We start from the raw sequence: 22,376 nt of genomic DNA, 5'->3' as shown, positions 1-22,376 counted from the left end.
TTGAATCGCGACATGCCGCGATTCAATTCGGAAATGATCGCGGCCGCGCCTCACTTCGTGTCCGGCGGCACGCTGGCGTCGCTGCGGCCGGATTGCTGGACGTTGTCGTCGTCGTGCGTGGTGTCCTCGTACTCGAGGTCGGCGTCAGGCACCGTCGGCGGGGACTTGTCCGCGGGTAGGGCCGGCGCCTTGCTCTTCGGGCTCTTCGGGCTCTTCGGGGGAGCATTTTCCTTTGTCATCGTCGTTCCTTTCGGTTTTCGCGGCCCGATGGCCGCGCAGCCTTTCAGTGTGGCGGCCCGGCCGCCGGGACGCTGTCGGCGGAGCGATGAGGCGCTTGTGCGACTTGGCCTAGGCGCGAACCGTCATCGCACTGCCATCTGCGGCCGGTAGATTCGGGGGAATCCATGAGTTTCCGCCAGTCCGTTCACATGCACGTCACGCCGATCGCAAAGATCCTCGCCACCACCGCCGCCGCGTGGATGCTCGCGAAAGATGACCGCGCACGCGCCGCAAAGCCCGACGCCGCTCAGTCACGCCAGCGCTGACGTCAAGAGGGCACCGCCGCGCAGGGGCGGTTCATGAGACCATCCGCAGATCCGCATCCAGCATCGCGCGCATTTCGCGCTCCTGCCAGATGTCCGCCACTGCACCACCGCTGATCGAGACGCTCACCGAGGTCAACATCGTCGACATCCTGGATTCGGCTGGCCTGTTGCGTCTTCGTGGCACGCCTTTGCGCCACATCTTCCGGCCGACGGCTCGCCGCTTCGCCCTGACTGCCCACGAATTCGACACGCGTGTCGGCAACGAGGGTCTTGCCCAGGGCAGTGCGTGGTTGATGAGCCGCATGACAGCCGGCCTCGTCACGTCGGGCATCGAGCATGTTCCGGTGCAAGGCCCTCTGATCGTTCTGGCCAACCACCCTGGAATGACGGATACGGTCGCTCTCTTCACCAGTCTCGCGTTGCGGCCGGACCTGCGGGTGATTGCCTCGGATCGCCCCTTTCTGCGCGCCTTGCCCAATGTGGCGCGACAACTCTTTCTTCTGCCTGAGGACCGGGCAGGGCACTTGGCCGTCATGCGAGGTGCCGCAAGGCATTTGCAGGAGGGAGGCGCTCTGTTGACCTTCCCGGCGGGAGACATCGAACCCGACCCTGCGACCTTTGGTCCGCAGCGGGCCGTTGCCTCGTTGCGGAACTGGTCCAGCAGTTTTGCCTTGTTCGCCCGGCTGGTCCCTCACGCGCGATTCGTGCCTGCGCTGGTGAGCAATGTGATTTCGCCGGACGCGCAGAGGCATCCGCTCACCCTGTTGCGTCGCACGGCGCGCGACAGAGAGAGGCTTGCTGCCGCGATGCAGGTTGCGCTTCCTCGCTATCGCGGGCTTGTCGCCAGAGTCGCGTTCGGCCGCGTGTCGAACGCAGGGCCGGACCGGGCCCATGAACTCAGTGCATCCGTTGCTGCGCAGATGCGTCACCTGATTCTTGCGGAACGCGCGGCCCAACGCATGGACCAGGCAAGAGCTGGGCGAGGGATTCCCCGGGGGTGAGGCCGGCTTCAGCCCTTGGCGTCTTGCGTGGCCTGTGCGGCTTGTGCCGCGGCCATCAGGCGCCGCTGCCGCTCCGGATACCAGCTGGTGAACCAGAAGGCAAACACCATCGCACCCACCGACAGGGCGATGCCGATCCATAGCGGCACCTGCGGCATGCGCGCCATCACATGGTCGGCCGCGGTGAGCACCAGGAAGGCCAGCGCCCACACGCCCGAGAGGATCTGGTTGACGCGCAGGAACTGCGGCCTGGCGGCGATCTCGGGGCTGACGCGTTCGCGTGCATATTGCAGCGTGAAGGGCTGGCGGATCAGCATCGAGAAGGCCACGATGAGGAACAGGCCGCCGTCCACCCAGAAGCGCACCTCGGCAATGCCCCATGCGCCGCCGCGTGACCAGGCAACGAGTGCCAGGCCGCAGAAGAGCAGGGCGGTGCCTACCTCGAGGATCCTGATGCTGCGCTTGTGGCGCGCGACGTCGTTGAGCAGTTGGACGATGGCCACCAGCGCGGCCGCGGCGAGCGCCAGCGTGACCGGGACCATGCGCGAAAGAGCGGCGAAGGCGATGAAGGGCGCGAAGGCCAGCAGGATCTGCATCATGCGTCTCCAAGGTTGAGGCCCGATTCGGACCAACGGCACCCGAAAGTGCCGCTGGCTGTCTGCAGTGGAATGCATGCCGTAGTGCTGTTCACGCTGGTCGTTGGCGAGCAAATCACTCCGGCGTGATCCGTGCACTGCGGATCAGCTCGCGCCACACGGGGGCCTCGCGCTGGATTCTCTCGATCATCGCCTCGCCGCTGCCGGGCTCCACGATGCGGCCGATGGCCTCGTAGTCCCGCCGCAGCGCCAGCGCCGCCCGCGACATCTCGGCCTGGATCGCAACCCGGGTTGCGGTGGGCAGCCCCGGCGGCGCCACCAGCCCCATCCATATCTCACCGATGCCAGGCACGCCCAGCTCGTCGAAGGTCGGCACCTCCGGCAGCACCTCGAGCCGCCGGCTGCCGCCCACGGCCAGCGCCCTCAAGCGCCCGCTGCGGATGTAGGGCAGCAGCAGGGCCACGCCTTCGAGGGTGAGGTCGACTTCGCCCGCCAGCACGGCCTGAATCCCGGCGGGGCCGCCATGGTAGGGAACGTGCAGGAGCTTCATGCCGGTGTTGGCGCGCAGAAGTTCCAGGCTCAGATGCTGGGGCGAGCCGACATTCGGCGTGGCATAGCGCAAACCCTCGGGGCGCGCCTTGGCCAGCGCGATCAGTTCAGCGAAGTCGTGCACCGGCAGCGCGGCCGGCACCACCAGCACCTGCACGCCGACGAACAGGATGCCGATGTGGGTGAAGTCGTGCACCGGGTCGTATGGCAGCTTCGGAAACAGCGCCGGTGCGGCCGTCATCTGCATGGCATAGACGAGGCCCAGTGTTCGCCCGTCGGGCGGTGCCCGGTGGACGAGGTCCAGGGCGACGATGCCGCCCGCGGTCGGCCGGTTGTCGACGATGAGCGTCTGGCCGGTCCGCGCCATGAACGCCTCGCCGATCTGGCGGGCGACGATGTCCATGGTACTGCCGGGCGCAGAGCCCACCAGCAGGCGCAGTGGCTGTTCGTGGAGTTGCGGCCATGCCGCGCCGCACAGGCCCGCCAGCGCCGCGCCGAGCAGCGATCTGCGGGCCATGGAGGGGATGTTGTCACGGAGCATGATGAACTCCTTTCAACAGCGGGCAGTGGTCAGGGCCGGGCGCGCCGCGTGCCTGGCGAGGCGGCGCGCCGGGTCGAGTCCACGGCGCCAGGTTCATCCGGGCGCCTGGCGGCGCGGGCCGGGCGCCGGCGCCCGTTGCCGGGACGTACGAGCGCCGAATTGCCCTCCACGACCCGCGTCAGCAGCTCCAGGAACAATTGGCGTTCCTTCTCGGTGAGCGGCTCTAGCACCCGGTCCTGCGCCGCCAGCACCAGCGGGCGCAGACGGCTGCGCAGCCGGCGGCCCGCCTCGGTCAGATGCAGCGCATAGGCGCGCCGGTCGCTCGGCACCGGTTCGCGGCGAACCAGGCCCATCGCCTCCAGCTCGTCCACCAGCCGGCTGGCCGAATTCGGGTCGATGCTCTGCCGCTCGCAGAGGCGCTGCTGGCCAATCCCCGGCTCGAGCTGGATGGCGCGCAGGACCCCCCAATGCATCGACACCAGACCCGAGCCCTCGAGCGCGCCTGACATGGCCCCGAGCGTGATCTGGTGCAGACACCGGGCCAGGTAGGTTTGCCCACGCCGGTGCACGACCGGCTCGGCGCTGTCCCGCTGCGGCGCATCGGCACCGAGGTAGCGCTGCATGAATGACGTTGCGGCCATGATTCGCGTATATCGTTAGAATTATGATTATCATAATAGTGAAAAGCGCCTTGTTCAAGGCGCACCTTGCAAGCGCACAATCCCTGCGATGGAAGAAGAAGTCGCTGCGAAAGGAGCGTCGCCATGAACACTGCGCCCCAGATGGCCTTCGCCCATATCGGCATCTACGTCACGAACATGGCGCCGATGACGGACTTCTATACGCGCGTGCTCGGCTTCTGCGTCACGGACCGCGCCCGGATTCGCGGCCGCGACCTGGTCTTCCTGTCACGCAATCCGCAGGAGCACCATCAGATCGTGCTGGTGCCCGGGCGCGATGGCGCGGCGGTCTCGACCATCAATCAGATCTCGTTCCGCGTGGTTTCTCTGGCTGAACTCCGGCGCGTGCACGGCCTTCTGCGCGAGGAGGAGGTGAAAGGCCTGGATCCCACCAACCACGGAGGCGCGTGGTCGGTGTACTTCCTTGATCCGGAAGGCAACCGGATCGAACTCTTCGCCCAGACGCCCTGGTACGCGCCGCCCGTGTCGGTGCCGCTCGATCTTTCGCTGTCCGATGACGCAATCCGCGCGCTGACCGAGGCCATGGTCAAAGCCACTCCAGGGCACATGCCGCGAGCCGACTGGCACACGCAAATGCGGCGCCGGATGCTTGAAGAAGGGACCTTGGAGCAGCGCGCTGTCGCACCTTGGTGACCCGATCGCTTGCGTCGACCCCCGAACACCGTGAGAAATAGAACAACCCGACGCACGCTGCCGATCCTGACAGCAAGGGAACGGCCTTTCGGGCCGTCGCGAGTTCAGCGGCCCATGACCTTCCTTCCCAGTGCCCAGATGAATGGCGGCACGATCATGCGCGCAATGGTCTTGGCCTGGTCGATTCGCGCGGGGTGCAGGAAGGTCGATGCCGATTCATCGCCATGGCGCTTGCCCGCGAACGGGCTCGTGTAGAAGTACGCGGCTACCGAACGCCTCGGCCGTCCGTCCGGTGTCTTCAGCGGCTTCGTATGCCCGTGATAGCTCACGGGACCGTGGGGCAGGATCATCGTCCTGCCGAACTCGGGCTGAATCGACTTCGCGCAGCGATCGGCCTTCTTGTCCCACAGCTCCAGCGCCGAGCCCCATTCGGGCTGCCACCCCTTGTTCAAGTAGGTGATGAAGACCATCGCATTGCGCAAGCCGATGTCACGGTGGCGGTAGAAATCGCGATGGATCGAGAAGGCGCCGCCGGACCGGCTTTCGTGCAGCCCACCGCCCCACAGTTTGGGATCCGACAGCAAGTAGGGCACGCCCGTGATCGAAGTCAGCCACGCGGTGAACCAGCCCGAACTCACGATGTCGAAGTACAACTGCGAAGCGGTCTGCAAGCTCTCGCCCGGCAGCAAGCGGCGCGTGCATTCGTACGGGCTCTTGACCTCAGCCCAACTGGAGGCAGGCTGCGTATCGAACTCCTCTGCGACGAGTTCCAGCAACGCCGGATGGAACAGGCCATCGAGCACGAGATGCGGGAAGGGCTGGGCAAGCTCCAATTGCTGGCGCAGGCGCTCACGTTGCTCGGGGGCGAAGAAGGATCGGTCGACGAGTTCCGAGTACCGCAACCGGACGCCGCGGATGCACACATGATCGTCCAGCAAGGGCCGCGGCGATTCAGTGCCTTCAACGGGCAACGGCGATTGTTCCGCGCGTGACCGCCCGGATTCGGTTGGCATCAGAGCTGACATGACAGCACCTCCTCGTGTTCATGGAAGTTATGGCTCTTCAGTCCGTTGGGCCACTCTAAATCAAGGTGGGCAAGCCCCTCAAGGAAGGATGTCACACGCGCCCTGATTTCGTCACCTCGAGCCTGCGCACGGTCGCCTCGCATTCAGCAAATTCCGGCGCTGCGCGTGCACTTCTTCACGACGCAAGCTGTCCGCGGCGAGGCAAACTGGTTCCATGCTGCGGGCATTCTTTCTCCTTCTTGCTGTCCTCGTGCCGGTTGGACTGGTCTACGCGTGTGGCTGGTGGGTACTGCTGGCGCTATTCGGAGTCTCGGCCACAACACTGTTCCTTTCAACGCGGCAGGCGAGCGGCGCCGAGGAGACGCAGGGCGGCCGGCTGACTGAATACGGCACCACCACGATGTCGAACTTCTAGGCGCTGGCCTCGTACAGACCGCATTTTCGTGTGCGGACCGGAGTCGCTGCGGCAGAATCTGGGCCCGAGCCGTGGCTCGCGGGCACCTTCCGCCTATGCTGTCAGACATGAAGCGCAGCACTCTTCCTGACCTTGAACGCCGGCTTGTCGCGATGGTCCGTTCGTCGGAAGAGTTGATGGTGGCACTCAGGGGCGTCGCTGGGTAGCGGACCTTCGCGTCGCGCACAACTGTCTGCGGCCGTACGATGACGGGCCATGCCCATATCCGCCTTTATCGTGAAAGTCCCCGGCGCCGAATCGCTGGTTGGGCCGCTGCGCGAGCGCTTTGACGCCACATCCAAGCTCGGCGTCCCGGCGCACATCACGGTGCTGGTTCCTTTCATGGACCCCGGCGACATCACCGCCGGCGTGCTGGAGAAGGCGCGGCGCGCCTTGGAGCGGACCGGAGCGTTCCCCTTCGAGCTGCGCTCAGTCGGCAGATTTCCTGCGACAGCCTACCTCGTGCCTGAACCAGCAGCGCCGTTCGTCGCGATGACGCGAGCGATAGCAGAAGCCTTCCCTGACTTCCAGCCGTATGCAGGCGAACATCATGGCGTCGTGCCACACCTTACGGTGGCACATGGAAGTGCCGCCGAAGCCGACGAGGCAGCGGAGACACTCCGGCTGCGCCTCGACCGAGGTGCCAAGGTGACGGCGCACTGCAGTTCTGTCGCCCTGATTGAGAGCTCGTCGGGCCGGTGGAAAGACCTGCTCGAGTTCCGTCTTCCGCAGACCGTTTCCGTGCCCAATCGTGCCCCTGAGCAGGAAGCGACACCGCAAGAGCCGAAGAGAATTCGAGTCCGGCCTGCAACGGAAGACGATGCAGCTGCCGCGTGCAAAGTCATCAGGAGCTCAATCCTTGAGTGTTGTCGCGAGGACCACCGCGACGATGTCGCAGTAGTCGAAAGATGGCTGCGCAACAAGACACCCGAGTTCATTCGAAAGGTCATCGCCGCTCCGACCGCGTTCTCGTTTCTCGCCAGCGTTGGCGACGAAACAGTCGGGTTCGCGTCCGCGTTGGAGACAGGAGAGGTGACGCTTTGCTATGTCGTTCCTTCCGTGCGGTTCACAGGCGTGGGCAAGGCATTGCTTGCAGCAATCGAAGGACTCGCGGCCGCTGAGGGGGTCGAGGCATTGCACCTGGAGAGCACCCGCACAGCCCGGTCGTTCTACCTGCGCAACGGATTCGTTTTCGACGGGCCTCCGATTTCGGCGTTCGGTATCGAGGGCCTACCCATGCGAAAGCAGCTCAGGCCTGAGGGCTAAGACGAGCGGCACCTGGAGAGCACAAGGGGCCACGAGCGGGCATTGGTCGTGGGCCCCTACTTGAGAACGCGATGAACCCCAAACTCTTGATCGACGGCGGCAATCACATCCAGCTCTTCGCCGTAGAGCGCAGGAGAGCGAACTTAACGACCAGGAGAGGCCAGAGGAGCCAGCCAGCCGCCGCCGCCGCCGGGCGCGCGCCACAATCACAAGACTGGCCTGCCCGGAGGGGATCGAACCCCCGACAACCTGCTTAGAAGGCAGGTGCTCTATCCAACTGAGCTACGGGCAGCGAGTGTGGGTGCGAGATTCTAAGGCGGCGAGGGGATCCGCTGGCCGGAAGGGCTCAGACCACCATCGGCGTCGCCGCGCCATCCATCGAGACAATCGCGCCGGAGATATAGCTCGCGCCCGGCGATGCGAGGAAGACCACCGCGTTGGCGATGTCCTCCGGCAGGGCGAGGCGGCCGAGCGGCAGGCGCGTCTGGGCGTCGCGCAGCACCTCGGCTTCGGGAATCTGGCGCAGGCGGGCATCGGCCGCGATGCCTTCGGCCATGCGGTCGGTCAGCGTCAGGGCCGGATTGACCGCGTTGACGCGGACGCCGCGCGGCCCGTAGGCCGCGGCGAGGCCGGCCGTGGCCAGCATCAGCGCCGCATTCGCGGCCCCGCCCGCGAGATGCGTCGGCGTGGCCACCTTGCCGCCCATGCCGATCACGTTCACGATTGCGCCCGAGCCCCGTTCGGCCATGCGCTTGATCACCGGGTCCATCACGTTGATGTAGGTGAAGAATTTCGCCTGCATCGCATCCTGCCAGGTCTGCGGCCGCAGTTCGTCGAAGGGCGTGCGGCGCGCGGCGCCGGCGGAGTTGACGAGGATGTCGATCGGGCCGGACTCGGCCTCTACCGCGTCGACCATGTTCTGCGCGGCACGCGGGTCGCCCAGGTCTGCGCTGTAGCCGCCGACCGCGTGACCTTCAGCCAGGAACTGCGCGGCGGCCGCGTCGAGATGCGCCGGGCTTCGGCCCGCGATGCTGACCTTCGCGCCTTCCTTGAGGAACGCACGCGCGCAGGCCAGCCCGATGCCCCGACTGCCGCCCGTGACGAGTACGTGTTTGCCGGTCAGTTGAAGGTCCATGTCATCTCCAGGAGGTCGTTCGCAATCGATGCATTGTGAGGTGTTGCCGGGACTGGACTCGTCCATACTGCCGGCACCTGAATCGCCACCTGGGGATATTCTTGATGAGACCTCTTCTGCTTGTCGCGATCGCGTTGCTCGCCGGGTGCGCCAATCTTGGAAAGCCCGCCGGCAGCGCGCTGGACCCGCCCTTGATGGGCCACTATTGCGATGCGCCGGTGGAGGGGGCCTGTCTGGGCTGCGACATCCGCTGCCCGTACCAGGAGCGCGCGAGTTGCAAGGCCGGCGTGACGACGCGCGTCGCGGGAAGTGCGCAAGGCGTATGCACGCGGGGCGCGGTGTGCGAGTGCAAATGAAGAATGCCCGCAGCGACTGGCGTCGATGCGGGCATTGCGTTTTGATGGTCGGGGCGGCGGGATTCGAACTCGCGACCCTCTGCTCCCAAAGCAGATGCGCTACCAGGCTGCGCTACACCCCGACAAGCCTTTTATTCTAACCTGACAGCGGCGCACTTCCGGGCGCAGCGGATCAGCGACGCTGGTATTGCGTCTTTCCGAAGAGGATCTCGCGTTCCTTTTCGCCCGTGATCGGCGTGCGCAGGTCCGCGAGGACCTTGACGCCGCGCTGCACCGCGGGCCGCGCCGCGATGCCTTCGAACCATCGCTTCAGGTATGGAAAGTCCTCGAGCGTGATGCCCTGGTTCTCGTAGCTGCGCAGCCACGGGAAGATCGCGATGTCCGCGATCGAATAGCTGTCGCCCGCGATGAACTTGTGCGTCGACAGCTGCTTGTCGATCACGCCGTAGATGCGCTTGGCCTCGTTCGAGTAGCGGTCGATGGCGTAGGGGATCTTCTCCGGCGCGTAACTGCGGAAGTGGTGGGTCTGCCCGAGCATCGGTCCGACGCTGCCCATCTGGAACATCAGCCACTGCAGCACCGCGAAGCGGCCGCGGTCGTTCTCGGGCAGGAACTTGCCGGTCTTGCCGGCCAGATAGACGAGGATCGCGCCGGATTCGAAGAGCGAGAGGGGCTTGCCGTCCGGCCCTTGCGGATCGGTGATCGCGGGGATCTTGTTGTTGGGACTGATCTTCAGGAAAGCGGGTTCGAACTGGTCGCCCTTGCCGATGTTGACCGGATGCGCGCGATAGGGGAGGCCGCATTCCTCCAGCATGATGTGAACCTTGTGGCCGTTCGGCGTGGCCCACGAATAGACGTCGATGGGGGCTTGAGACATGTCTCGGGATTCCAGGGAGTGATGACGGGCCGGCCAGCATAGCCGTCGCCGCCGATTCGTGCAGGGGATGCCTTCAGGCCACCGCGCCCTCGCGTGCCGCGAGGTGCTGATGGATGAGCGCGACGACTGCCGCGCCTTCGCCGATGGCGCCGCCCACTCGCTTGACCGAACCCGAGCGCACGTCGCCGACCGCGAACACGCCGGGCACGCTGGATTCGAGCGGCGCAGCCACCTTGGCCGGAAAGCCGCCGCGCGCCGCGGCCCCCGTCAGCACGAAACCGTTCCTGTCGAGCGCGACGCCGCAGCCTGCGAGCCAGTCCGTTTCCGGCACCGCGCCGATGAAGAGAAAGATGTTGTGCGCCGGGCAGTCGTGCTGATCGCCGCTGCGGCGGTCGCGCCAGGTGGCGCCGTTGAGGCCGGTGGCCGGCTCGCCATGCAAGTGCACGAGCTCGGTGTAGGGTTGCAGCGAGATGTTGGGCGTGGCCTCGATGCGGTCGATCAGGTAGCGCGACATGGTGGCCGCGAGCGACGGGCCGCGCACCAGCACGTTGACCTTCGCGGCGTGCTGCGAGAGGAACACCGCGGCTTGTCCCGCCGAATTGCCGCCGCCCACCAGCGCGACTTCCTGCTGTGCGCACAGCTTCGCTTCGAGGGAGGATGCCCAGTACCAGATGCCGCGCCCCTCGAATTCCGCCAGGCGGGGAACCTCGGGCCGCCGGTAGCGCGCGCCGCTGGCGATCACCACCGTCCTGGAGCGCAGCCGCCGGCCATCCACCAGTTGCACCGAGATCTCGCCCTTCGATTCCGCCGCTGTGCAATCCAGCGAGGACACCTGCGCCGGGATCAGCATCTCGACGCCGAATTTCTGCGCCTGCACGTAGGCGCGGCCGGCCAGCGCGCCGCCGGAGATGCCGGTCGGAAAGCCCAGGTAGTTCTCGATGCGCGCGCTCGCGCCGGCCTGTCCGCCGAAGAAGCGGCAATCGACGACGATGACGCGAAGCCCTTCCGATGCCGCGTAGACGGCGGTTGCGAGCCCGGCCGGACCGGCGCCGACCACGAGGACATCGAAGAGCTCCTGCCGCTCGATGGTGTCGACCATGCCCAGGCAGCGCCCCAGGGCGTTCTCCGTCGGATTGACCGAGACCGAGCCGTCGGGGCAGACCACCAGCAGCTCCGCCTCGCCATATTGTTCGAGCAGGGCCGCGGCGTCGCGGTCCTGCGTGGCGTCGACCACGTGGTAGGGATGGCCGTTGCGGCCGAGGAAGTTCTGGATCCGCAGCAGATCCGCCGACTGCGGCGGGCCGATGAGGACCGGGCCGCTGGCGCCGGATTCGATCAGCGCGACCCGCCGCAGGATCATGGCGCGCACCAGGCGCTCGCCCAGGTCGGCCTCGGCGATGATCAGCGCGCGCAACTGGTCCGGCGGCACCAGCAGGGTCTCGACCCGGCCTTCGGCATGGCCGTCGACCAGCGCCGGGCGTCCGGAAAGCTGGGCGACTTCGGCCAGGAACTGGCCGGGCCCCTGCCGTTCGATCGGCACCACGCGCCCCAGGCCGTCGCGCTGCGTGATCGCCACCACGCCGTCCAGCACGACGAACATGCCCGGCCCGGGCTCGCCGGCCGTGAAGAGGCACGCCCCGTCCTCATAGTGGCGGACGGTGCCGAAGCGGCGGATGCGCGCGATGTCCGCGGCGCTCAGCACCGGAAACATCTGGTGGCGGCGGGTCTCGACCTCGATACGTGCTTCGTTGGCCATGAAAACTCCAGGACTCCATTGAGCGAATTCCCGGCATTAAACGCCGATACGGCCGATTGGGTGCGAGTCACGCAATTGCCACCGGACTGACACGCTTGTTTCACCGCGGATGCCGAGACTCCGTCCGCAGAAAGGGACCCCGCATGAAAGAACTGCCCACACCGACGTTTCCGTTCTCGCAACTGGGCCTGCGTGCCGCCCTCTGGCCCGCCCAGACCCCGGTGCAGCGCTCCGAGGCAATCACCGTGCCGCGCGCAGCGCAGGCGGCGGCGAAGGAGGCGGCTGGCGGCATCAGCGTGACCTGGGCGCGTCATCTGGATGAAGTGCGCGCGGCGCAGCGCCTGCGCTACGAGGTCTTCGCCGGCGAGATGGGCGCCCGCCTCTCGACCCCGATCGAGGGTCACGACGTGGACCTGTTCGACGACTTCTGCGAGCACCTGCTGGTGCGCGACGATGCGACCGGCCGCGTGATCGGCACCTACCGGGTGCTCACTCCCGCGCAGGCCCGGCGGGTCGGCAGCACGTACAGCGACACCGAATTCGACCTGACCCGGCTGCGCGACCTGCGCCAGCGCATGGTCGAACTGGGCCGAAGCTGCGTCCATGCCGAGCACCGCCAGGGCGGCGTGATCCTCGCACTCTGGGGCGCGCTGGCGGATTTCATGAGCCGCAACGGCCTCGACACCATGATCGGCTGCGCCAGCATCCCGATGTGGCACAACGGCGTGACCAGCGGTGACGCGGCAGCGAGCATCTGGAGCCAGTTGTCGGCAACGCACCTTGCGCCTATTCAATACCACGTGCAGCCGCGCCTGCCGCTGCCGGTGCACCGGCTCAACGACGCGCTCGACATCGAGCCGCCCGCGCTGATCAGGGGCTACCTGCGGCTCGGCGCCAAGGTGCTCGGGCCGCCGGCCTGGGATCCGGATTTCAATACGGCCGACTTGCCCATGCTGATGCGCATCGAAGACCTGCCGGCGCGCTACCGCAAGCACTTCCTGGGTCATCCGGCCGATTGAGACAGCGGGGAAACACCGTCACACGAATGTCATGCAACTGTCATAAGTGGTGGTGAAACTGTCATGTTTTGGTCTATGGTTGCATCTGTGTCGGCTGATCCTGAGTTCGTTTCCCCCTTGCCGGAATCCGGCGACGTCCTGAACGCCCCCGTCAAACCCGGGCTCACGCTGCTCGATCGTGACCACAGCATCCTGGCCTTCAACGAGCGCGTGCTCGACTGGGCGCATCGCACCGAGGTGCCGCTGATCGAGCGGCTGCGCTACCTCACGATCGTTTCGTCGAATCTCGACGAGTTCTTCGAGGTTCGCGCCGCGCCGCATCTGGCCGCGCATCTCGCCGGCGAGCACAAGGGCAACTACAACGTCGAATCGTTCGAGCGGCTGGCCGAGGCGGCACACGCGCTGGTGGACCGGCAGTACGCGCTGTACAACGACGCGCTCATCCCGGCCTTCGCGGCCAAGGGCATCCAGATCATCTCGCATGGCGAACGCAATGCGGTGCAGCGCAAATGGGTGCACGACTATTTCGAGCGCGAGGTCCGCCCGCTGCTCATCCCGGTCGGGCTGGACCCGGCGCATCCGTTCCCGCAGGTTGCGAACAAGTCGCTGAACTTCATCGTGCGCCTGGGCGGCAAGGACGCCTTCGGCCGTGAAAACCCGATCGCGATCCTGAAGGTGCCGCGGGTGCTGCCGCGCATGATCCGCATGCCGGCCAAGGTGTCGGGCGGCAAGACGCTGTTCATTGCGCTGTCGAGCGTGGTGCGGGCGCACCTGTCGAGCATGTTCCCGGGGCGCGAGGTCGGCGAGTTCTCCCAGTTCCGGGTGACGCGCCATTCCGACCTCGCGGTCGACGAGGAGGACGTCAAGAACCTGCGCACCGCGCTCAGGCAGGGTCTTCAGCACCGTCATTTCGGGCAGGCCGTGCGCCTGGAGGTGTCGTCGAGCTGCGCCGAGTCGCTCGCGAGCTTCCTGCTGGCGCAGTTCGACCTGCCGCCGCAGGCGCTGTATCGCGTTCACGGGCCGGTCAACCTCGCGCGGGTCGCGCAGATGATCGACCTGATCGACGAGCCGCAGCTCAGGTTTCCGCCGTACCAGGCCTCCTACCCGGTGGCGCTGTCGCCGGGGCAATCCTTCTTCGAGCGACTGCAGCGCGGCGACGTGCTCATCCACCAGCCTTTCGAGAACTTCGAAGGCGTGCTCGCGTTCCTGCGCGAAGCGGTGCAGGACCCGCAGGTGCTCGCGATCAAGCAGACGATCTACCGCACCGGCGCCGACTCGCAGATGATGGACCTGCTGCGCGAAGCGGTGCGGCGCGGCAAGGAAGTGACCGCGGTCGTGGAGCTCAAGGCGCGCTTCGACGAAGAGGCCAACATCAATTGGGCCGAGATGCTCGAATCGATCGGCGCCCAGGTGGTCTATGGCGTGGTCGGCCTGAAGACGCACGCGAAGATGCTGCTGGTCACGCGCCGCGAGGGCAAGCAGATGCGCCGCTACGGGCATCTGTCGACCGGCAACTACAACCCGCGCACCGCGGCGCTCTATACCGACATCAGCCATCTGACGGCCGACCCGCTGCTCACGGCCGACATGGAGGCCGTCTTCGTCCACATGGCCAGCCAGAGCCGCCTGCCGAAGCTCAACCGGATGTGGCTTGCGCCCTTCGACCTGCATCGCAATCTGATCGCGCGCATCGACGCGCTGGGCGCGGCCGCGGCCGCCGGCGAGCCGACCCGCATCGTCGTGAAGATGAACGCCCTGACCGACGAGGCCCTGATCGCCGCGCTGGTGAAGGCAGGACAGAAGGGCGTGAAGATCGACCTGATCGTGCGCGGGGCCTGCACCTTGCCGGCGAAGGTGCCGGGGCTGACCGACAACATCCGCGTGCGTTCGGTGATCGGCCGCTTCCTGGAGCATTCGCGCGTCTTCTATTTCCGGCAGGGCAACGACGAATCGCTCTACCTGTCGAGCGCCGACTGGATGAACCGCAACATGCTGCGGCGCATCGAGCTGGCCTGGCCCGTGACCGACCCGGTGCTGCGGCAGCGGCTCATCGACGAATGCCTGGTGGCCTACCTGCATGACGGGCGCGATGCCTGGAACCTGGATTCCGACGGCGTCTACCACCGCGTCTACAAGGACACCCACGCGGGCGAGGAGGGCGCATCGCGCACCATCGAAGCCCATGGCGCGCAGACGGCGCTCATGAATCGTTATGCATCGCGCGGACTCCAACGCGCTGCACCACGGAGCTGACAGCATGGATCTGATTTTCTGGCGCCACGCCGAGGCCGATGAGTCGGTCGAGGGCATGGACGACATGCAGCGCTCGCTGACCCCGCGCGGCGAGAAGCAGGCCAAGCGCATGGCCGCATGGCTGGACCGTCAGCTGCCGGAAGGCACCCGCATCGTCTGCAGCCCCGCCCGCCGCTGCGAGCAGACGGTGCTCGCGCTCGGCCGCAAGTACAAGCTGCGCAGCGAGCTTGCGCCCGACACGACGCCCGATGCCTTGCTATCCGCCGCGGGTTGGCCCAACGGCAAGTCGGTGGTGCTGATGGTCGGCCACCAGCCTTCGCTCGGGCAGGCCATTTCGCTGCTGCTCGGCCTGCAGCAGGACAGCTGCCCGGTGCGCAAGGGCTCGGTCTGGTGGATCCGCACGCGCGAACGCGACGGCGACGTGCAGACGGTCGTGGTGACGGTGCAGGCGCCCGAGCTGCTGTAGATTAGGCGGCCGCCTTCATCAGCCCGCCGGCGAGCTCGACCCGCCAGTTGGTCTTCTGCCACGACAGGACCTCTTCCCGCAGGAGGTGGCTCGATTGGGGATAGATCTCGGCCCATTCCGGCCTCGTGGTGATGGTGAAGAGCCGGCTGCCGGGGGTGTGGCCGATCCTGAAGCCCTCCAGGTCCGGATCGCGCCGTGCGTGGCAGAGGATCACCGCCAGCCGCAGGGCGAGCAGCTGCCAGACGAAGGCCTCGTCGTCCAGCACCATTTCCAGCTTGCGCAGCTTGCCCCGGTGGCCGAGCACGAGCTGGCTGAGCCAGTGCATCTCGTTGACCGCGAAACCGGGCGCCTCGGTGTTGTCCAGGATGTAGGCGCCGTGCTTGTGATAGTCGCTGTGCGAAACATGGGTGCCGATCTCGTGCAGCTTCGCGGCCCATCCGAGCTTGCGCAGCGAGCGGCCGGGACGGCTGGTGGTGCTGGCGCCGCGTGCGCGCGGCTCGAGCTGCAGGAACAGTTCGGCCGCGGTGTCGCCGACCCGCCGGGCCTGCGCGGCATCCGCCGCAAAGCGGTTCGCCAGCCGGGCGACCGTGGAACTGCGCAGATCGGCCACGACATGGTCGCGTTCCAGCAATTCGTAGAGCACGCCGTGCCGCAGGGCGCCCTGGGCGACCCGCATCTCCTCGATCTCCAGCAGGTCGAACACCGCGCGCAGCACGCTCACGCCGCCGCCGATCACCGCCTTGCGGTCCTCGCGCATGCCGTCGATGCGCAGGCGGTCCGCGCTGCCGGCCTTCAGCAGCCGGTCGAGCAGCCAGTCCAGCCCCTCGCGCGTGATGCTCCCGGGCTCGCTGCCGGCGGCCGCGAGCACGTCGCCGACCGCGCCGATCGTGCCCGACGAGCCGTAGGCCACGTCCCAGCGGTCCGGCACGTAGGTGGACAGCGCATCGTCGAGCACCGCCTTGGCCGCGACCTCGGCGGCGCGGAAGGCGGCGGGCGTGAACAGGCCCTGCCCGAAGTGCTTCATCGACCAGGCGACGCTGCCCACGCGGTAGGACTCCATGGCCTCGGGCTCGAGCCCCTGGCCGAGGACGATCTCCGTCGAGCGCCCCCCGATGTCGACGACCAGCCGGCGCTCGGTGTTCGAGGCGTCGGTGTGCGGCAGCATGTGGGCGACGCCCAGATAGATCAGGCGCGCTTCCTCGTGACCGGAGATCACGTCGATCCCGAACCCCAGAATGGTGCGTGCGCGCAACAGGAACTCGTCGCGGTTGCGAGCCTCGCGCAGCGTCTGCGTGGCCACCGCGCGGACTTCCGAGCGCTTGAAGCCGGCCAGCCGTTCGGCGAAGCGGGCGAGGGTGTCCCAGCCCCGCTGCATCGCTTCGGGGGTGAGATTGCGGGCGCTGTCGAGGCCGTTGCCCTGGCGGACGGTCTCTTTGATGTACTCGGTACGGTGGATCTGGCCGTGATCGACCCGGCCGATTTCCAGGCGATAGCTGTTCGAGCCCAGGTCGACCGCGGCGAGGCGGGTTCCGTTTTGCATGTTGAAGTTGGAATTTCGGGGCTTGATCGTAGCCGGACGGGCGCAATGGCCGTTTCCGGCGAGGGGACAAGGCTAGGCGCGCCATATGACGGTTCGATGACAGCGTCACACACCGGCGCCTGTTCCGGGGCATGATTCTCCTCTGTCGAATGTGTCATCGCACTGTCACACAAGCTTTCTAGAGTCCGTGCCAACCCCTGAGAGGGGGCTTTTGTGCATACCAAAGGAAGCCTTTATGAAAATGATGTTCAAGTTCGCAGCAGCCGCCGGCCTGATTGCCGCCGCGTTCGCCGCGCATGTTTCCGCCTTCGCCGAAGAGGCCACAGGCGCCGGTGCCAGCTTCCCGGCGCCGCTGTATTCGAAGTGGGCCTCCGACTTCAACAAGGCCACCGGCGCCAAGATCAACTACCAGTCCGTGGGTTCGGGCGCCGGCATCAAGCAGATCGACGCCAAGACCGTGGACTTCGGCGCCTCGGACATGCCGCTGTCGGACGACGAGCTCAAGAGCAAGGGCCTGATGCAGTTCCCCACCGTCATCGGCGGGGTGGTGCCGGTGGTCAACATCCAGGGCATCAAGGCCGGCGAGCTCAAGCTCAGCGGCCAGGTGCTGGGCGACATCTACCTGGGCAAGATCGCCAAGTGGAACGATGCGGCCATCAAGGCGCTGAACCCGTCGCTGAACCTGCCGGACGCGGCCATCGCGCCGGTGCGCCGCGCGGACGGCTCGGGCACCACGTTCCTGTTCACCAACTACCTGAGCAAGGCCAACCCCGAGTGGAAGGCCAAGGTCGGCGACGGCACGGCCGTGAACTGGCCCACCGGCGCGGGCGGCAAGGGCAACGAGGGCGTTGCCGCGTTCGTGAACCGTCTGCCCAACTCGATCGGCTACGTGGAGTACGCCTACGTCAAGCAGAACAAGATGAACTACGCCCAGATGCAGAACAAGGACGGCCACTTCGTGTCGCCGGACGATTCGGCCTTCAAGGCGGCTGCGGCGGGTGCGGACTGGTCCAAGAGCTTCTACCAGGTGCTGACCGACCAGGCGGGCAAGGAGTCGTGGCCGATCACCGGCGCGACCTTCATCCTGATGCACAAGACGCAGGACAAGCCGGCGCAGGCGACGACCACGCTGAAGTTCTTCGACTGGGCCTACAAGAACGGTGACAAGACCGCCGGCGACCTGGACTACGTGCCGATGCCCGACAAGGTCAAGGGCGTGATCGCCACCGCCTGGGGCGACATCAAGGACGCGTCGGGCAAGCCCGTCGCTCCGGTTTCGGGCAAGTAAGCAAGACACCCGGCGCGCCCATGGGCAATCCGCTTGACGGCGCGCCGCTTTCGGAGCGACCTGTGTCAACCACATTTCCTGCGAACGCCGCGCCGCTCGACGTGACCACCGAGCGCGCCCGTGCGAAGGCGAGCCCGCCGCCGGCCAAGCGCCCGCGCTCCGGCCCCACGGCCGATCGCCTGTTCGGCCTCGCCGCAAAAGGCGCGGCGCTGCTCACGCTCGCGATGCTGATCGGCATCCTCCTTTCCTTGCTGGCCGGCGCCTGGCCGGCCATCTCCAAATTCGGTCTCGGCTTCCTCACCAGCAGCGTGTGGGATCCCGTGCAGAACGAATTCGGCGGCCTCGTGATGATCTACGGCACGTTGGCCACCTCCTTCATCGCCCTGGTGATTGCCGTGCCGGTGAGCTTCGGCATCGCGCTCTTCCTCACCGAGATGTCGCCGGCCTGGCTCAAGCGGCCGCTCGGCACCGCCATCGAACTCCTTGCGGCCGTGCCTTCGATCGTCTATGGCATGTGGGGCCTCCTGGTTTTCGGCCCGATCCTTTCCACCTATGTGCAGCAGCCGCTGCAGAAGCTCTTCGCGGGCGTGCCCTACCTCGGCGCGCTGGTGTCCGGGCCGCCGGTGGGTATCGGCATCCTGTCGGCGGGGATCATCCTCGCGATCATGATCATCCCGTTCATCGCCGCGGTGATGCGCGACGTGTTCGAGGTCACGCCCGCACTGCTCAAGGAATCGGCCTACGGGCTCGGCTCCACGACGTGGGAAGTGGTGTCGAAGGTCGTGCTGCCCTACACCAAGGCCGGTGTGATCGGCGGCGTCATGCTCGGCCTGGGCCGCGCGCTCGGCGAGACCATGGCCGTGACCTTCGTGATCGGCAACACCAACCAGCTCGCATCGCTGTCGGTCTTCGAGGCCGCGAACAGCATCACCTCCGTGCTCGCCAACGAGTTCGCCGAAGCCGGCGCGGGCCTGCACCAGGCATCGCTGATGTATCTGGGCCTCGTGCTGTTCTTCATCACGTTCGTGGTGCTGTCGCTGTCGAAGCTGCTGCTGCAGCAGATGCGCAAGAGTGAAGGGAAGAAGGCATGACGACCGCTGCTGAACGTCTGCGCAATGCCAAGGCGCTCGAACAGACGCGGGCGGCCAAGTTCGCCGGCCGCAAGCGCGTCAACATCATCGCCCTGGGGCTGTCGCTCGCCGCGATGGCCTTCGGCGTGTTCTGGCTCATCTGGATCCTCTGGGAGACGCTGCGCCTGGGCTTCGGCGGGCTCACGCTGGCCGCGCTGACCGAGATGACGCCGCCGCCGAACGAAGCCGGCGGCATCGCCAACGCGATCTTCGGGTCGGTGGTGATGGTGGCCCTTGCCACCTTCATCGGCGCGCCGATCGGCATCATGGCCGGCATCTACCTGGCCGAGTACAACCCCAAGGGCTGGCTGTCGGCCGTCATCCGCTTCGTCAACGACATCCTCCTGTCGGCGCCGTCGATCGTGATCGGCCTGTTCGTCTACGCGCTCGTCGTCGCCCAGTTCAGGTCGTTCTCGGGCATTGCCGGCGCCGTGGCGCTGGCGCTGATCGTGATCCCGGTCGTGATCCGCACGACCGAGAACATGCTGCAGCTCGTGCCGCCGGGCCTGCGCGAAGCGGCCTATGCGCTGGGCACGCCGAAGTGGCGGGTGATCCTGAGCATCACCCTGCGTGCCGCGCGTGCGGGCGTCGTGACCGGCGTGCTGCTGGCCGTGGCGCGCATCGCAGGCGAAACCGCGCCGCTGCTCTTCACCGCGCTGAGCAACCAGTTCTGGACTGCCGACCTGACGCAGCCGATGGCCAGCCTGCCGGTGACGATCTTCAAGTTCGCGATGAGCCCCTACGAGAACTGGCAGCAGCTCGCCTGGGCCGGCGTGTTCCTGATCACGCTCGCGGTTCTTGCACTCAACATCCTCGCGCGCGTCCTCACGCGCAACAAGCTCTGAACAACATGCCATCCACCATCGCTCAACCCACGCGCGCGAAGATCTCGGTCAAGGACCTGAACTTCTACTACGGCAAGTTCCACGCGCTCAAGGGCATCAACCTCGACATCCCCGAGAACAAGGTCACGGCCTTCATCGGCCCCTCGGGCTGCGGCAAGTCGACCCTGCTGCGCACCTTCAACCGCATGTTCGAGCTGTACCCGGAGCAGCGCGCCGAAGGGGTGATCGCGCTGGACGGCGAGAACCTGCTGACCTCCAAGCAGGACGTGGCGCTGATCCGCGCCAAGGTCGGCATGGTGTTCCAGAAGCCGACGCCGTTCCCGATGTCGATCTACGACAACATCGCCTTCGGCGTGAAGCTGTTCGAGAACCTGAGCTCGTCCGAGATGGACGACCGCGTCGAGTGGGCGCTCAAGAAGGCGGCGCTGTGGACCGAGGTGCGCGACAAGCTCCAGCAAAGCGGCTCGGGCCTGTCCGGCGGCCAGCAGCAGCGGCTGTGCATCGCGCGCGGCATCGCGATCAAGCCCGAAGTGCTGCTGCTCGACGAGCCCTGCTCGGCACTCGACCCGATCTCGACCGCGAAGATCGAGGAACTGATCGCCGAGCTGAAGAACGAATACACCGTGGTCATCGTGACCCACAACATGCAGCAGGCCGCCCGCTGCAGCGACTACACCGCCTACATGTACCTCGGCGACCTGATCGAATTCGGCGCGACCGAAGAGATGTTCTTCAAGCCCAAGCGCAAGGAGACCGAGGACTACATCACCGGGAGGTTCGGTTGACCACCCCCAGGCTGCGCGCACTTCGTGTCGCTTCGCCAACCCCCTTCGAGGGGGCAACACCAGCGGCCCGGCAGAGCCGGTCCCGCGGTGTTCCCCGTAAAGATGCGCGCTGACCAGGAGTTATGAGATGACAGAAAAGCACCTTTCCAGCCAGTTCGACAGCGAACTGAACATGGTGTCGTCGCGCGTGATGGAGCTCGGCGGCATCGTGGAATCGCAGATCAACCAGGCGGTCTATGCGCTGCAGGAGTTCGACTCCGAGACGGCCGAGCGCGTCATGGAGACCGAGAACCGCGTCAACGCGATGGAGATCGAGATCGACCGCGAACTGTCGTCGATCATCGCGCGCCGCCAGCCGACCGCGCGCGACCTGCGGCTCCTGATCGCCATCTCCAAGACCACCGCCAACCTCGAGCGCGTGGGCGACGAGGCGAACAAGATCGCGCGCATGGTCAAGTCGATCATCGAGAGCGGTGCGGCGCGCGCCTTGCCGTCGACCGAGCTGCGCATCGCCGCGGACCTGGCCTCGGGCCTGCTGCGCAAGGCGCTCGATGCGTTCGCGCGGCTCGATACCGCCGCGGCGCTGTCGATCCTCAAGGACGACGACCTGATCGACAAGGAGTTCGACGGCTTCGTGCGCAAGCTGGTCACCTACATGATGGAAGACCCGCGCACGATTTCCGCGAGCCTGGACCTGCTGTTCCTCGCCAAGGCGATCGAGCGCATCGGCGACCACGCGAAGAACATCGCCGAGTTCATCATCTACATCGTGAAGGGCGCGGACGTCCGCCACGCCTCGATGAACGAGATCGAAGCACAACTGCAATGAGCACGCGAGGCGGTCGTGTGCCGCCTTGCGAATGAACGGAGAATCTGAGGATTCATGAAGAAACCACGCATTCTGATCGTCGAGGACGAGTCTTCGATCGCCGAGCTGATCGCCGTCAACCTCCGGCACAACGGTTTCGAGCCGATCTGGGCTGAAGACGGCGAATCCGCGCAGCGCGAGATCGATGCGTTCCTGCCGGACCTGGTGCTGCTGGACTGGATGCTTCCGGGCCAGAGCGGATTGCAGCTCGCGCGCCAGTGGCGCAAGGACCCGCGCACCAAGACCATCCCGATCCTGATGCTGACCGCGCGCGGCGACGAGCCCGACAAGGTCGCCGGGCTGGACGCCGGCGCCGACGACTACATCACCAAGCCTTTCTCGACGCAGGAGATGCTCGCACGCATCCGCGCGGTGCTGCGCCGCCGGGCGCCCGAAGTCGTGACGGAGCGCGTCGAGATCGGCGAGCTTGCGCTCGACACCGCGACGCACCGCGTCACCTGGCAGGGCAATCCGCTGAAGGTCGGGCCGACCGAGTTCAAGCTGCTGGGCTTCCTGATGCAGCATGCCGAGCGCGTGCACAGCCGGGCCCAACTGCTCGACAAGGTCTGGGGCGACCACGTCTACATCGAGGAGCGCACGGTCGACGTCCACGTCAAGCGCCTGCGCGAATCCCTCGGCCCGGCCGCGCCCATGGTCGAGACGGTCCGGGGTGCAGGCTACCGGCTCACCGCACAGGCCACCGTCTGAGAGGCCCGCCCGCTGAGTTGGGCGGGATAATGTCCGGGC

Annotated in this window: 24 protein-coding genes and 2 tRNA genes; 15 read left to right on the top strand and 11 right to left on the bottom strand. The window is 66.6% G+C overall.

The genetic code is table 11. The annotated features are described in order from the left end of the window. Positions 1–50: 50 nt before the first annotated feature. On the bottom strand, positions 51–239 hold the full coding sequence (locus VAR608DRAFT_RS29655) for a hypothetical protein (protein ID WP_088957331.1): 189 nt from the start codon (positions 237–239) through the stop codon (positions 51–53). A gap of 165 nt (positions 240–404) precedes the next feature. Between VAR608DRAFT_RS29655 and VAR608DRAFT_RS37305 the strand changes: the two genes are divergently transcribed. After that, entirely contained in the window at positions 405–545 is a 141-nt protein-coding gene (locus tag VAR608DRAFT_RS37305) for a hypothetical protein (RefSeq protein ID WP_157731155.1), read from the top strand. 89 nt (positions 546–634) lie between these two features. Next, positions 635–1,546 (top strand): 1-acyl-sn-glycerol-3-phosphate acyltransferase, encoded by a 912-nt coding sequence (locus VAR608DRAFT_RS29650; protein ID WP_088957330.1) that lies wholly within the window; start codon positions 635–637, stop codon positions 1,544–1,546. Between the two features lie 8 nt (positions 1,547–1,554). Here the strand turns inward: VAR608DRAFT_RS29650 and VAR608DRAFT_RS29645 are convergent, their stop codons facing one another. The 3 genes from VAR608DRAFT_RS29645 to VAR608DRAFT_RS29635 form a co-directional block, all read right to left on the bottom strand. Next, entirely contained in the window at positions 1,555–2,145 is a 591-nt protein-coding gene (locus VAR608DRAFT_RS29645; RefSeq protein WP_197700430.1) for a hypothetical protein, read from the bottom strand. Between the two features lie 112 nt (positions 2,146–2,257). Continuing rightward, complete coding sequence (locus VAR608DRAFT_RS29640) at positions 2,258–3,232, bottom strand: Bug family tripartite tricarboxylate transporter substrate binding protein (protein ID WP_088957329.1); 975 nt, start codon at positions 3,230–3,232, stop codon at positions 2,258–2,260. A 29-nt stretch (positions 3,233–3,261) separates the two neighbouring features. Then, on the bottom strand, positions 3,262–3,873 hold the full coding sequence (locus VAR608DRAFT_RS29635; protein WP_088957328.1) for a MarR family winged helix-turn-helix transcriptional regulator: 612 nt from the start codon (positions 3,871–3,873) through the stop codon (positions 3,262–3,264). Positions 3,874–4,014: 141 nt separating this feature from the next. Between VAR608DRAFT_RS29635 and VAR608DRAFT_RS29630 the strand changes: the two genes are divergently transcribed. Then, complete coding sequence (locus VAR608DRAFT_RS29630; protein ID WP_088959043.1) at positions 4,015–4,566, top strand: VOC family protein; 552 nt, start codon at positions 4,015–4,017, stop codon at positions 4,564–4,566. Positions 4,567–4,670: 104 nt separating this feature from the next. Here the strand turns inward: VAR608DRAFT_RS29630 and VAR608DRAFT_RS29625 are convergent, their stop codons facing one another. Next, positions 4,671–5,504, bottom strand: a complete 834-nt coding sequence (locus tag VAR608DRAFT_RS29625; protein WP_157731154.1) for a 2OG-Fe(II) oxygenase — start codon at positions 5,502–5,504, stop codon at positions 4,671–4,673. Between the two features lie 301 nt (positions 5,505–5,805). Between VAR608DRAFT_RS29625 and VAR608DRAFT_RS29620 the strand changes: the two genes are divergently transcribed. After that, positions 5,806–6,006 carry a hypothetical protein gene (locus tag VAR608DRAFT_RS29620; protein ID WP_088957326.1) on the top strand — a complete coding sequence of 67 codons (201 nt, stop codon included), beginning with the start codon at positions 5,806–5,808 and terminating at the stop codon, positions 6,004–6,006. A 255-nt stretch (positions 6,007–6,261) separates the two neighbouring features. After that, complete coding sequence (locus VAR608DRAFT_RS29615) at positions 6,262–7,311, top strand: GNAT family N-acetyltransferase (protein ID WP_088957325.1); 1,050 nt, start codon at positions 6,262–6,264, stop codon at positions 7,309–7,311. 215 nt (positions 7,312–7,526) lie between these two features. Here VAR608DRAFT_RS29615 and VAR608DRAFT_RS29610 read toward each other — a convergent pair. Together VAR608DRAFT_RS29610 and VAR608DRAFT_RS29605 are read right to left on the bottom strand one after the other, a co-directional pair. Continuing rightward, positions 7,527–7,603, bottom strand: a tRNA-Arg gene (locus tag VAR608DRAFT_RS29610). 54 nt (positions 7,604–7,657) lie between these two features. Next, entirely contained in the window at positions 7,658–8,446 is a 789-nt protein-coding gene (locus VAR608DRAFT_RS29605) for an SDR family NAD(P)-dependent oxidoreductase (protein ID WP_157731153.1), read from the bottom strand. 104 nt (positions 8,447–8,550) lie between these two features. Here VAR608DRAFT_RS29605 and VAR608DRAFT_RS37300 point away from each other — a divergent pair, with 104 nt between their 5' ends. Continuing rightward, positions 8,551–8,802 (top strand): hypothetical protein, encoded by a 252-nt coding sequence (locus VAR608DRAFT_RS37300; RefSeq protein ID WP_157731152.1) that lies wholly within the window; start codon positions 8,551–8,553, stop codon positions 8,800–8,802. 45 nt (positions 8,803–8,847) lie between these two features. Here VAR608DRAFT_RS37300 and VAR608DRAFT_RS29600 read toward each other — a convergent pair. The 3 genes from VAR608DRAFT_RS29600 to VAR608DRAFT_RS29590 form a co-directional block, all read right to left on the bottom strand. Beyond that, positions 8,848–8,924: transfer RNA gene (locus VAR608DRAFT_RS29600), tRNA-Pro, on the bottom strand. Between the two features lie 50 nt (positions 8,925–8,974). Continuing rightward, a complete protein-coding gene (locus tag VAR608DRAFT_RS29595; RefSeq protein ID WP_088957323.1) occupies positions 8,975–9,679 on the bottom strand; it encodes a glutathione binding-like protein in 705 nt (234 codons plus the stop codon). 73 nt (positions 9,680–9,752) lie between these two features. Next, positions 9,753–11,435, bottom strand: a complete 1,683-nt coding sequence (locus VAR608DRAFT_RS29590; RefSeq protein WP_088957322.1) for an FAD-dependent oxidoreductase — start codon at positions 11,433–11,435, stop codon at positions 9,753–9,755. 143 nt (positions 11,436–11,578) lie between these two features. Between VAR608DRAFT_RS29590 and VAR608DRAFT_RS29585 the strand changes: the two genes are divergently transcribed. From VAR608DRAFT_RS29585 to VAR608DRAFT_RS29575, 3 genes are all read left to right on the top strand, one after another. After that, positions 11,579–12,454 carry a GNAT family N-acetyltransferase gene (locus tag VAR608DRAFT_RS29585; protein WP_088957321.1) on the top strand — a complete coding sequence of 292 codons (876 nt, stop codon included), beginning with the start codon at positions 11,579–11,581 and terminating at the stop codon, positions 12,452–12,454. 75 nt (positions 12,455–12,529) lie between these two features. Continuing rightward, on the top strand, positions 12,530–14,707 hold the full coding sequence (gene ppk1 / locus VAR608DRAFT_RS29580; RefSeq protein WP_088957320.1) for a polyphosphate kinase 1: 2,178 nt from the start codon (positions 12,530–12,532) through the stop codon (positions 14,705–14,707). Between the two features lie 4 nt (positions 14,708–14,711). After that, a complete protein-coding gene (locus VAR608DRAFT_RS29575) occupies positions 14,712–15,173 on the top strand; it encodes a SixA phosphatase family protein (RefSeq protein WP_088959042.1) in 462 nt (153 codons plus the stop codon). Position 15,174: 1 nt separating this feature from the next. On the opposite strand, the gene VAR608DRAFT_RS29570 is transcribed toward VAR608DRAFT_RS29575, so the two are convergent. Further along, positions 15,175–16,713 (bottom strand): Ppx/GppA phosphatase family protein, encoded by a 1,539-nt coding sequence (locus tag VAR608DRAFT_RS29570; RefSeq protein ID WP_088957319.1) that lies wholly within the window; start codon positions 16,711–16,713, stop codon positions 15,175–15,177. 235 nt (positions 16,714–16,948) lie between these two features. Here VAR608DRAFT_RS29570 and pstS point away from each other — a divergent pair, with 235 nt between their 5' ends. The 6 genes from pstS (at position 16,949) to phoB (ending at position 22,337) form a co-directional block, all read left to right on the top strand. Beyond that, a complete protein-coding gene (gene pstS, locus VAR608DRAFT_RS29565) occupies positions 16,949–18,001 on the top strand; it encodes a phosphate ABC transporter substrate-binding protein PstS (protein ID WP_088957318.1) in 1,053 nt (350 codons plus the stop codon). Between the two features lie 20 nt (positions 18,002–18,021). Beyond that, the gene (pstC, locus tag VAR608DRAFT_RS29560; RefSeq protein ID WP_088957317.1) at positions 18,022–19,092 is read left to right on the top strand and encodes a phosphate ABC transporter permease subunit PstC; all 1,071 of its coding nucleotides are present in this window, start codon (positions 18,022–18,024) and stop codon (positions 19,090–19,092) included. Continuing rightward, a complete protein-coding gene (pstA, locus tag VAR608DRAFT_RS29555; protein ID WP_088957316.1) occupies positions 19,089–19,976 on the top strand; it encodes a phosphate ABC transporter permease PstA in 888 nt (295 codons plus the stop codon). Before pstC ends, pstA begins: the two co-directional genes overlap by 4 nt. Before the next feature lie 5 nt (positions 19,977–19,981). Beyond that, positions 19,982–20,761, top strand: coding sequence for a phosphate ABC transporter ATP-binding protein PstB (gene pstB, locus VAR608DRAFT_RS29550; RefSeq protein ID WP_088957315.1), 780 nt, complete (start codon positions 19,982–19,984; stop codon positions 20,759–20,761). A gap of 127 nt (positions 20,762–20,888) precedes the next feature. Further along, entirely contained in the window at positions 20,889–21,590 is a 702-nt protein-coding gene (gene phoU / locus VAR608DRAFT_RS29545; protein WP_088957314.1) for a phosphate signaling complex protein PhoU, read from the top strand. A 54-nt stretch (positions 21,591–21,644) separates the two neighbouring features. Continuing rightward, entirely contained in the window at positions 21,645–22,337 is a 693-nt protein-coding gene (gene phoB, locus VAR608DRAFT_RS29540) for a phosphate regulon transcriptional regulator PhoB (protein WP_088957313.1), read from the top strand. Positions 22,338–22,376: the final 39 nt, after the last annotated feature.

The sequence above is a fragment of the Variovorax sp. HW608 genome, assembly GCF_900090195.1.
Classification (GTDB): Bacteria; Pseudomonadota; Gammaproteobacteria; order Burkholderiales; family Burkholderiaceae_C; genus Variovorax.
Note: the sequence above shows the minus strand (reverse complement) of the source record. Positions and strands in the feature narration are given on the sequence as shown.

Coding starts and splice junctions, on each gene's coding strand:
- VAR608DRAFT_RS29655 (WP_088957331.1), bottom strand. CDS start 239: ATGACAAAGGAAAATGCTCCCCCGAAGAGCCCGAAGAGCCCGAAGAGC.
- VAR608DRAFT_RS37305 (WP_157731155.1), top strand. CDS start 405: ATGAGTTTCCGCCAGTCCGTTCACATGCACGTCACGCCGATCGCAAAG.
- VAR608DRAFT_RS29650 (WP_088957330.1), top strand. CDS start 635: ATGTCCGCCACTGCACCACCGCTGATCGAGACGCTCACCGAGGTCAAC.
- VAR608DRAFT_RS29645 (WP_197700430.1), bottom strand. CDS start 2,145: ATGATGCAGATCCTGCTGGCCTTCGCGCCCTTCATCGCCTTCGCCGCT.
- VAR608DRAFT_RS29640 (WP_088957329.1), bottom strand. CDS start 3,232: ATGCTCCGTGACAACATCCCCTCCATGGCCCGCAGATCGCTGCTCGGC.
- VAR608DRAFT_RS29635 (WP_088957328.1), bottom strand. CDS start 3,873: ATGGCCGCAACGTCATTCATGCAGCGCTACCTCGGTGCCGATGCGCCG.
- VAR608DRAFT_RS29630 (WP_088959043.1), top strand. CDS start 4,015: ATGGCCTTCGCCCATATCGGCATCTACGTCACGAACATGGCGCCGATG.
- VAR608DRAFT_RS29620 (WP_088957326.1), top strand. CDS start 5,806: ATGCTGCGGGCATTCTTTCTCCTTCTTGCTGTCCTCGTGCCGGTTGGA.
- VAR608DRAFT_RS29615 (WP_088957325.1), top strand. CDS start 6,262: ATGCCCATATCCGCCTTTATCGTGAAAGTCCCCGGCGCCGAATCGCTG.
- VAR608DRAFT_RS29605 (WP_157731153.1), bottom strand. CDS start 8,446: ATGGACCTTCAACTGACCGGCAAACACGTACTCGTCACGGGCGGCAGT.
- VAR608DRAFT_RS37300 (WP_157731152.1), top strand. CDS start 8,551: ATGAGACCTCTTCTGCTTGTCGCGATCGCGTTGCTCGCCGGGTGCGCC.
- VAR608DRAFT_RS29595 (WP_088957323.1), bottom strand. CDS start 9,679: ATGTCTCAAGCCCCCATCGACGTCTATTCGTGGGCCACGCCGAACGGC.
- VAR608DRAFT_RS29590 (WP_088957322.1), bottom strand. CDS start 11,435: ATGGCCAACGAAGCACGTATCGAGGTCGAGACCCGCCGCCACCAGATG.
- VAR608DRAFT_RS29585 (WP_088957321.1), top strand. CDS start 11,579: ATGAAAGAACTGCCCACACCGACGTTTCCGTTCTCGCAACTGGGCCTG.
- ppk1 (WP_088957320.1), top strand. CDS start 12,530: ATGGTTGCATCTGTGTCGGCTGATCCTGAGTTCGTTTCCCCCTTGCCG.
- VAR608DRAFT_RS29575 (WP_088959042.1), top strand. CDS start 14,712: ATGGATCTGATTTTCTGGCGCCACGCCGAGGCCGATGAGTCGGTCGAG.
- VAR608DRAFT_RS29570 (WP_088957319.1), bottom strand. CDS start 16,713: ATGCAAAACGGAACCCGCCTCGCCGCGGTCGACCTGGGCTCGAACAGC.
- pstS (WP_088957318.1), top strand. CDS start 16,949: ATGAAAATGATGTTCAAGTTCGCAGCAGCCGCCGGCCTGATTGCCGCC.
- pstC (WP_088957317.1), top strand. CDS start 18,022: ATGGGCAATCCGCTTGACGGCGCGCCGCTTTCGGAGCGACCTGTGTCA.
- pstA (WP_088957316.1), top strand. CDS start 19,089: ATGACGACCGCTGCTGAACGTCTGCGCAATGCCAAGGCGCTCGAACAG.
- pstB (WP_088957315.1), top strand. CDS start 19,982: ATGCCATCCACCATCGCTCAACCCACGCGCGCGAAGATCTCGGTCAAG.
- phoU (WP_088957314.1), top strand. CDS start 20,889: ATGACAGAAAAGCACCTTTCCAGCCAGTTCGACAGCGAACTGAACATG.
- phoB (WP_088957313.1), top strand. CDS start 21,645: ATGAAGAAACCACGCATTCTGATCGTCGAGGACGAGTCTTCGATCGCC.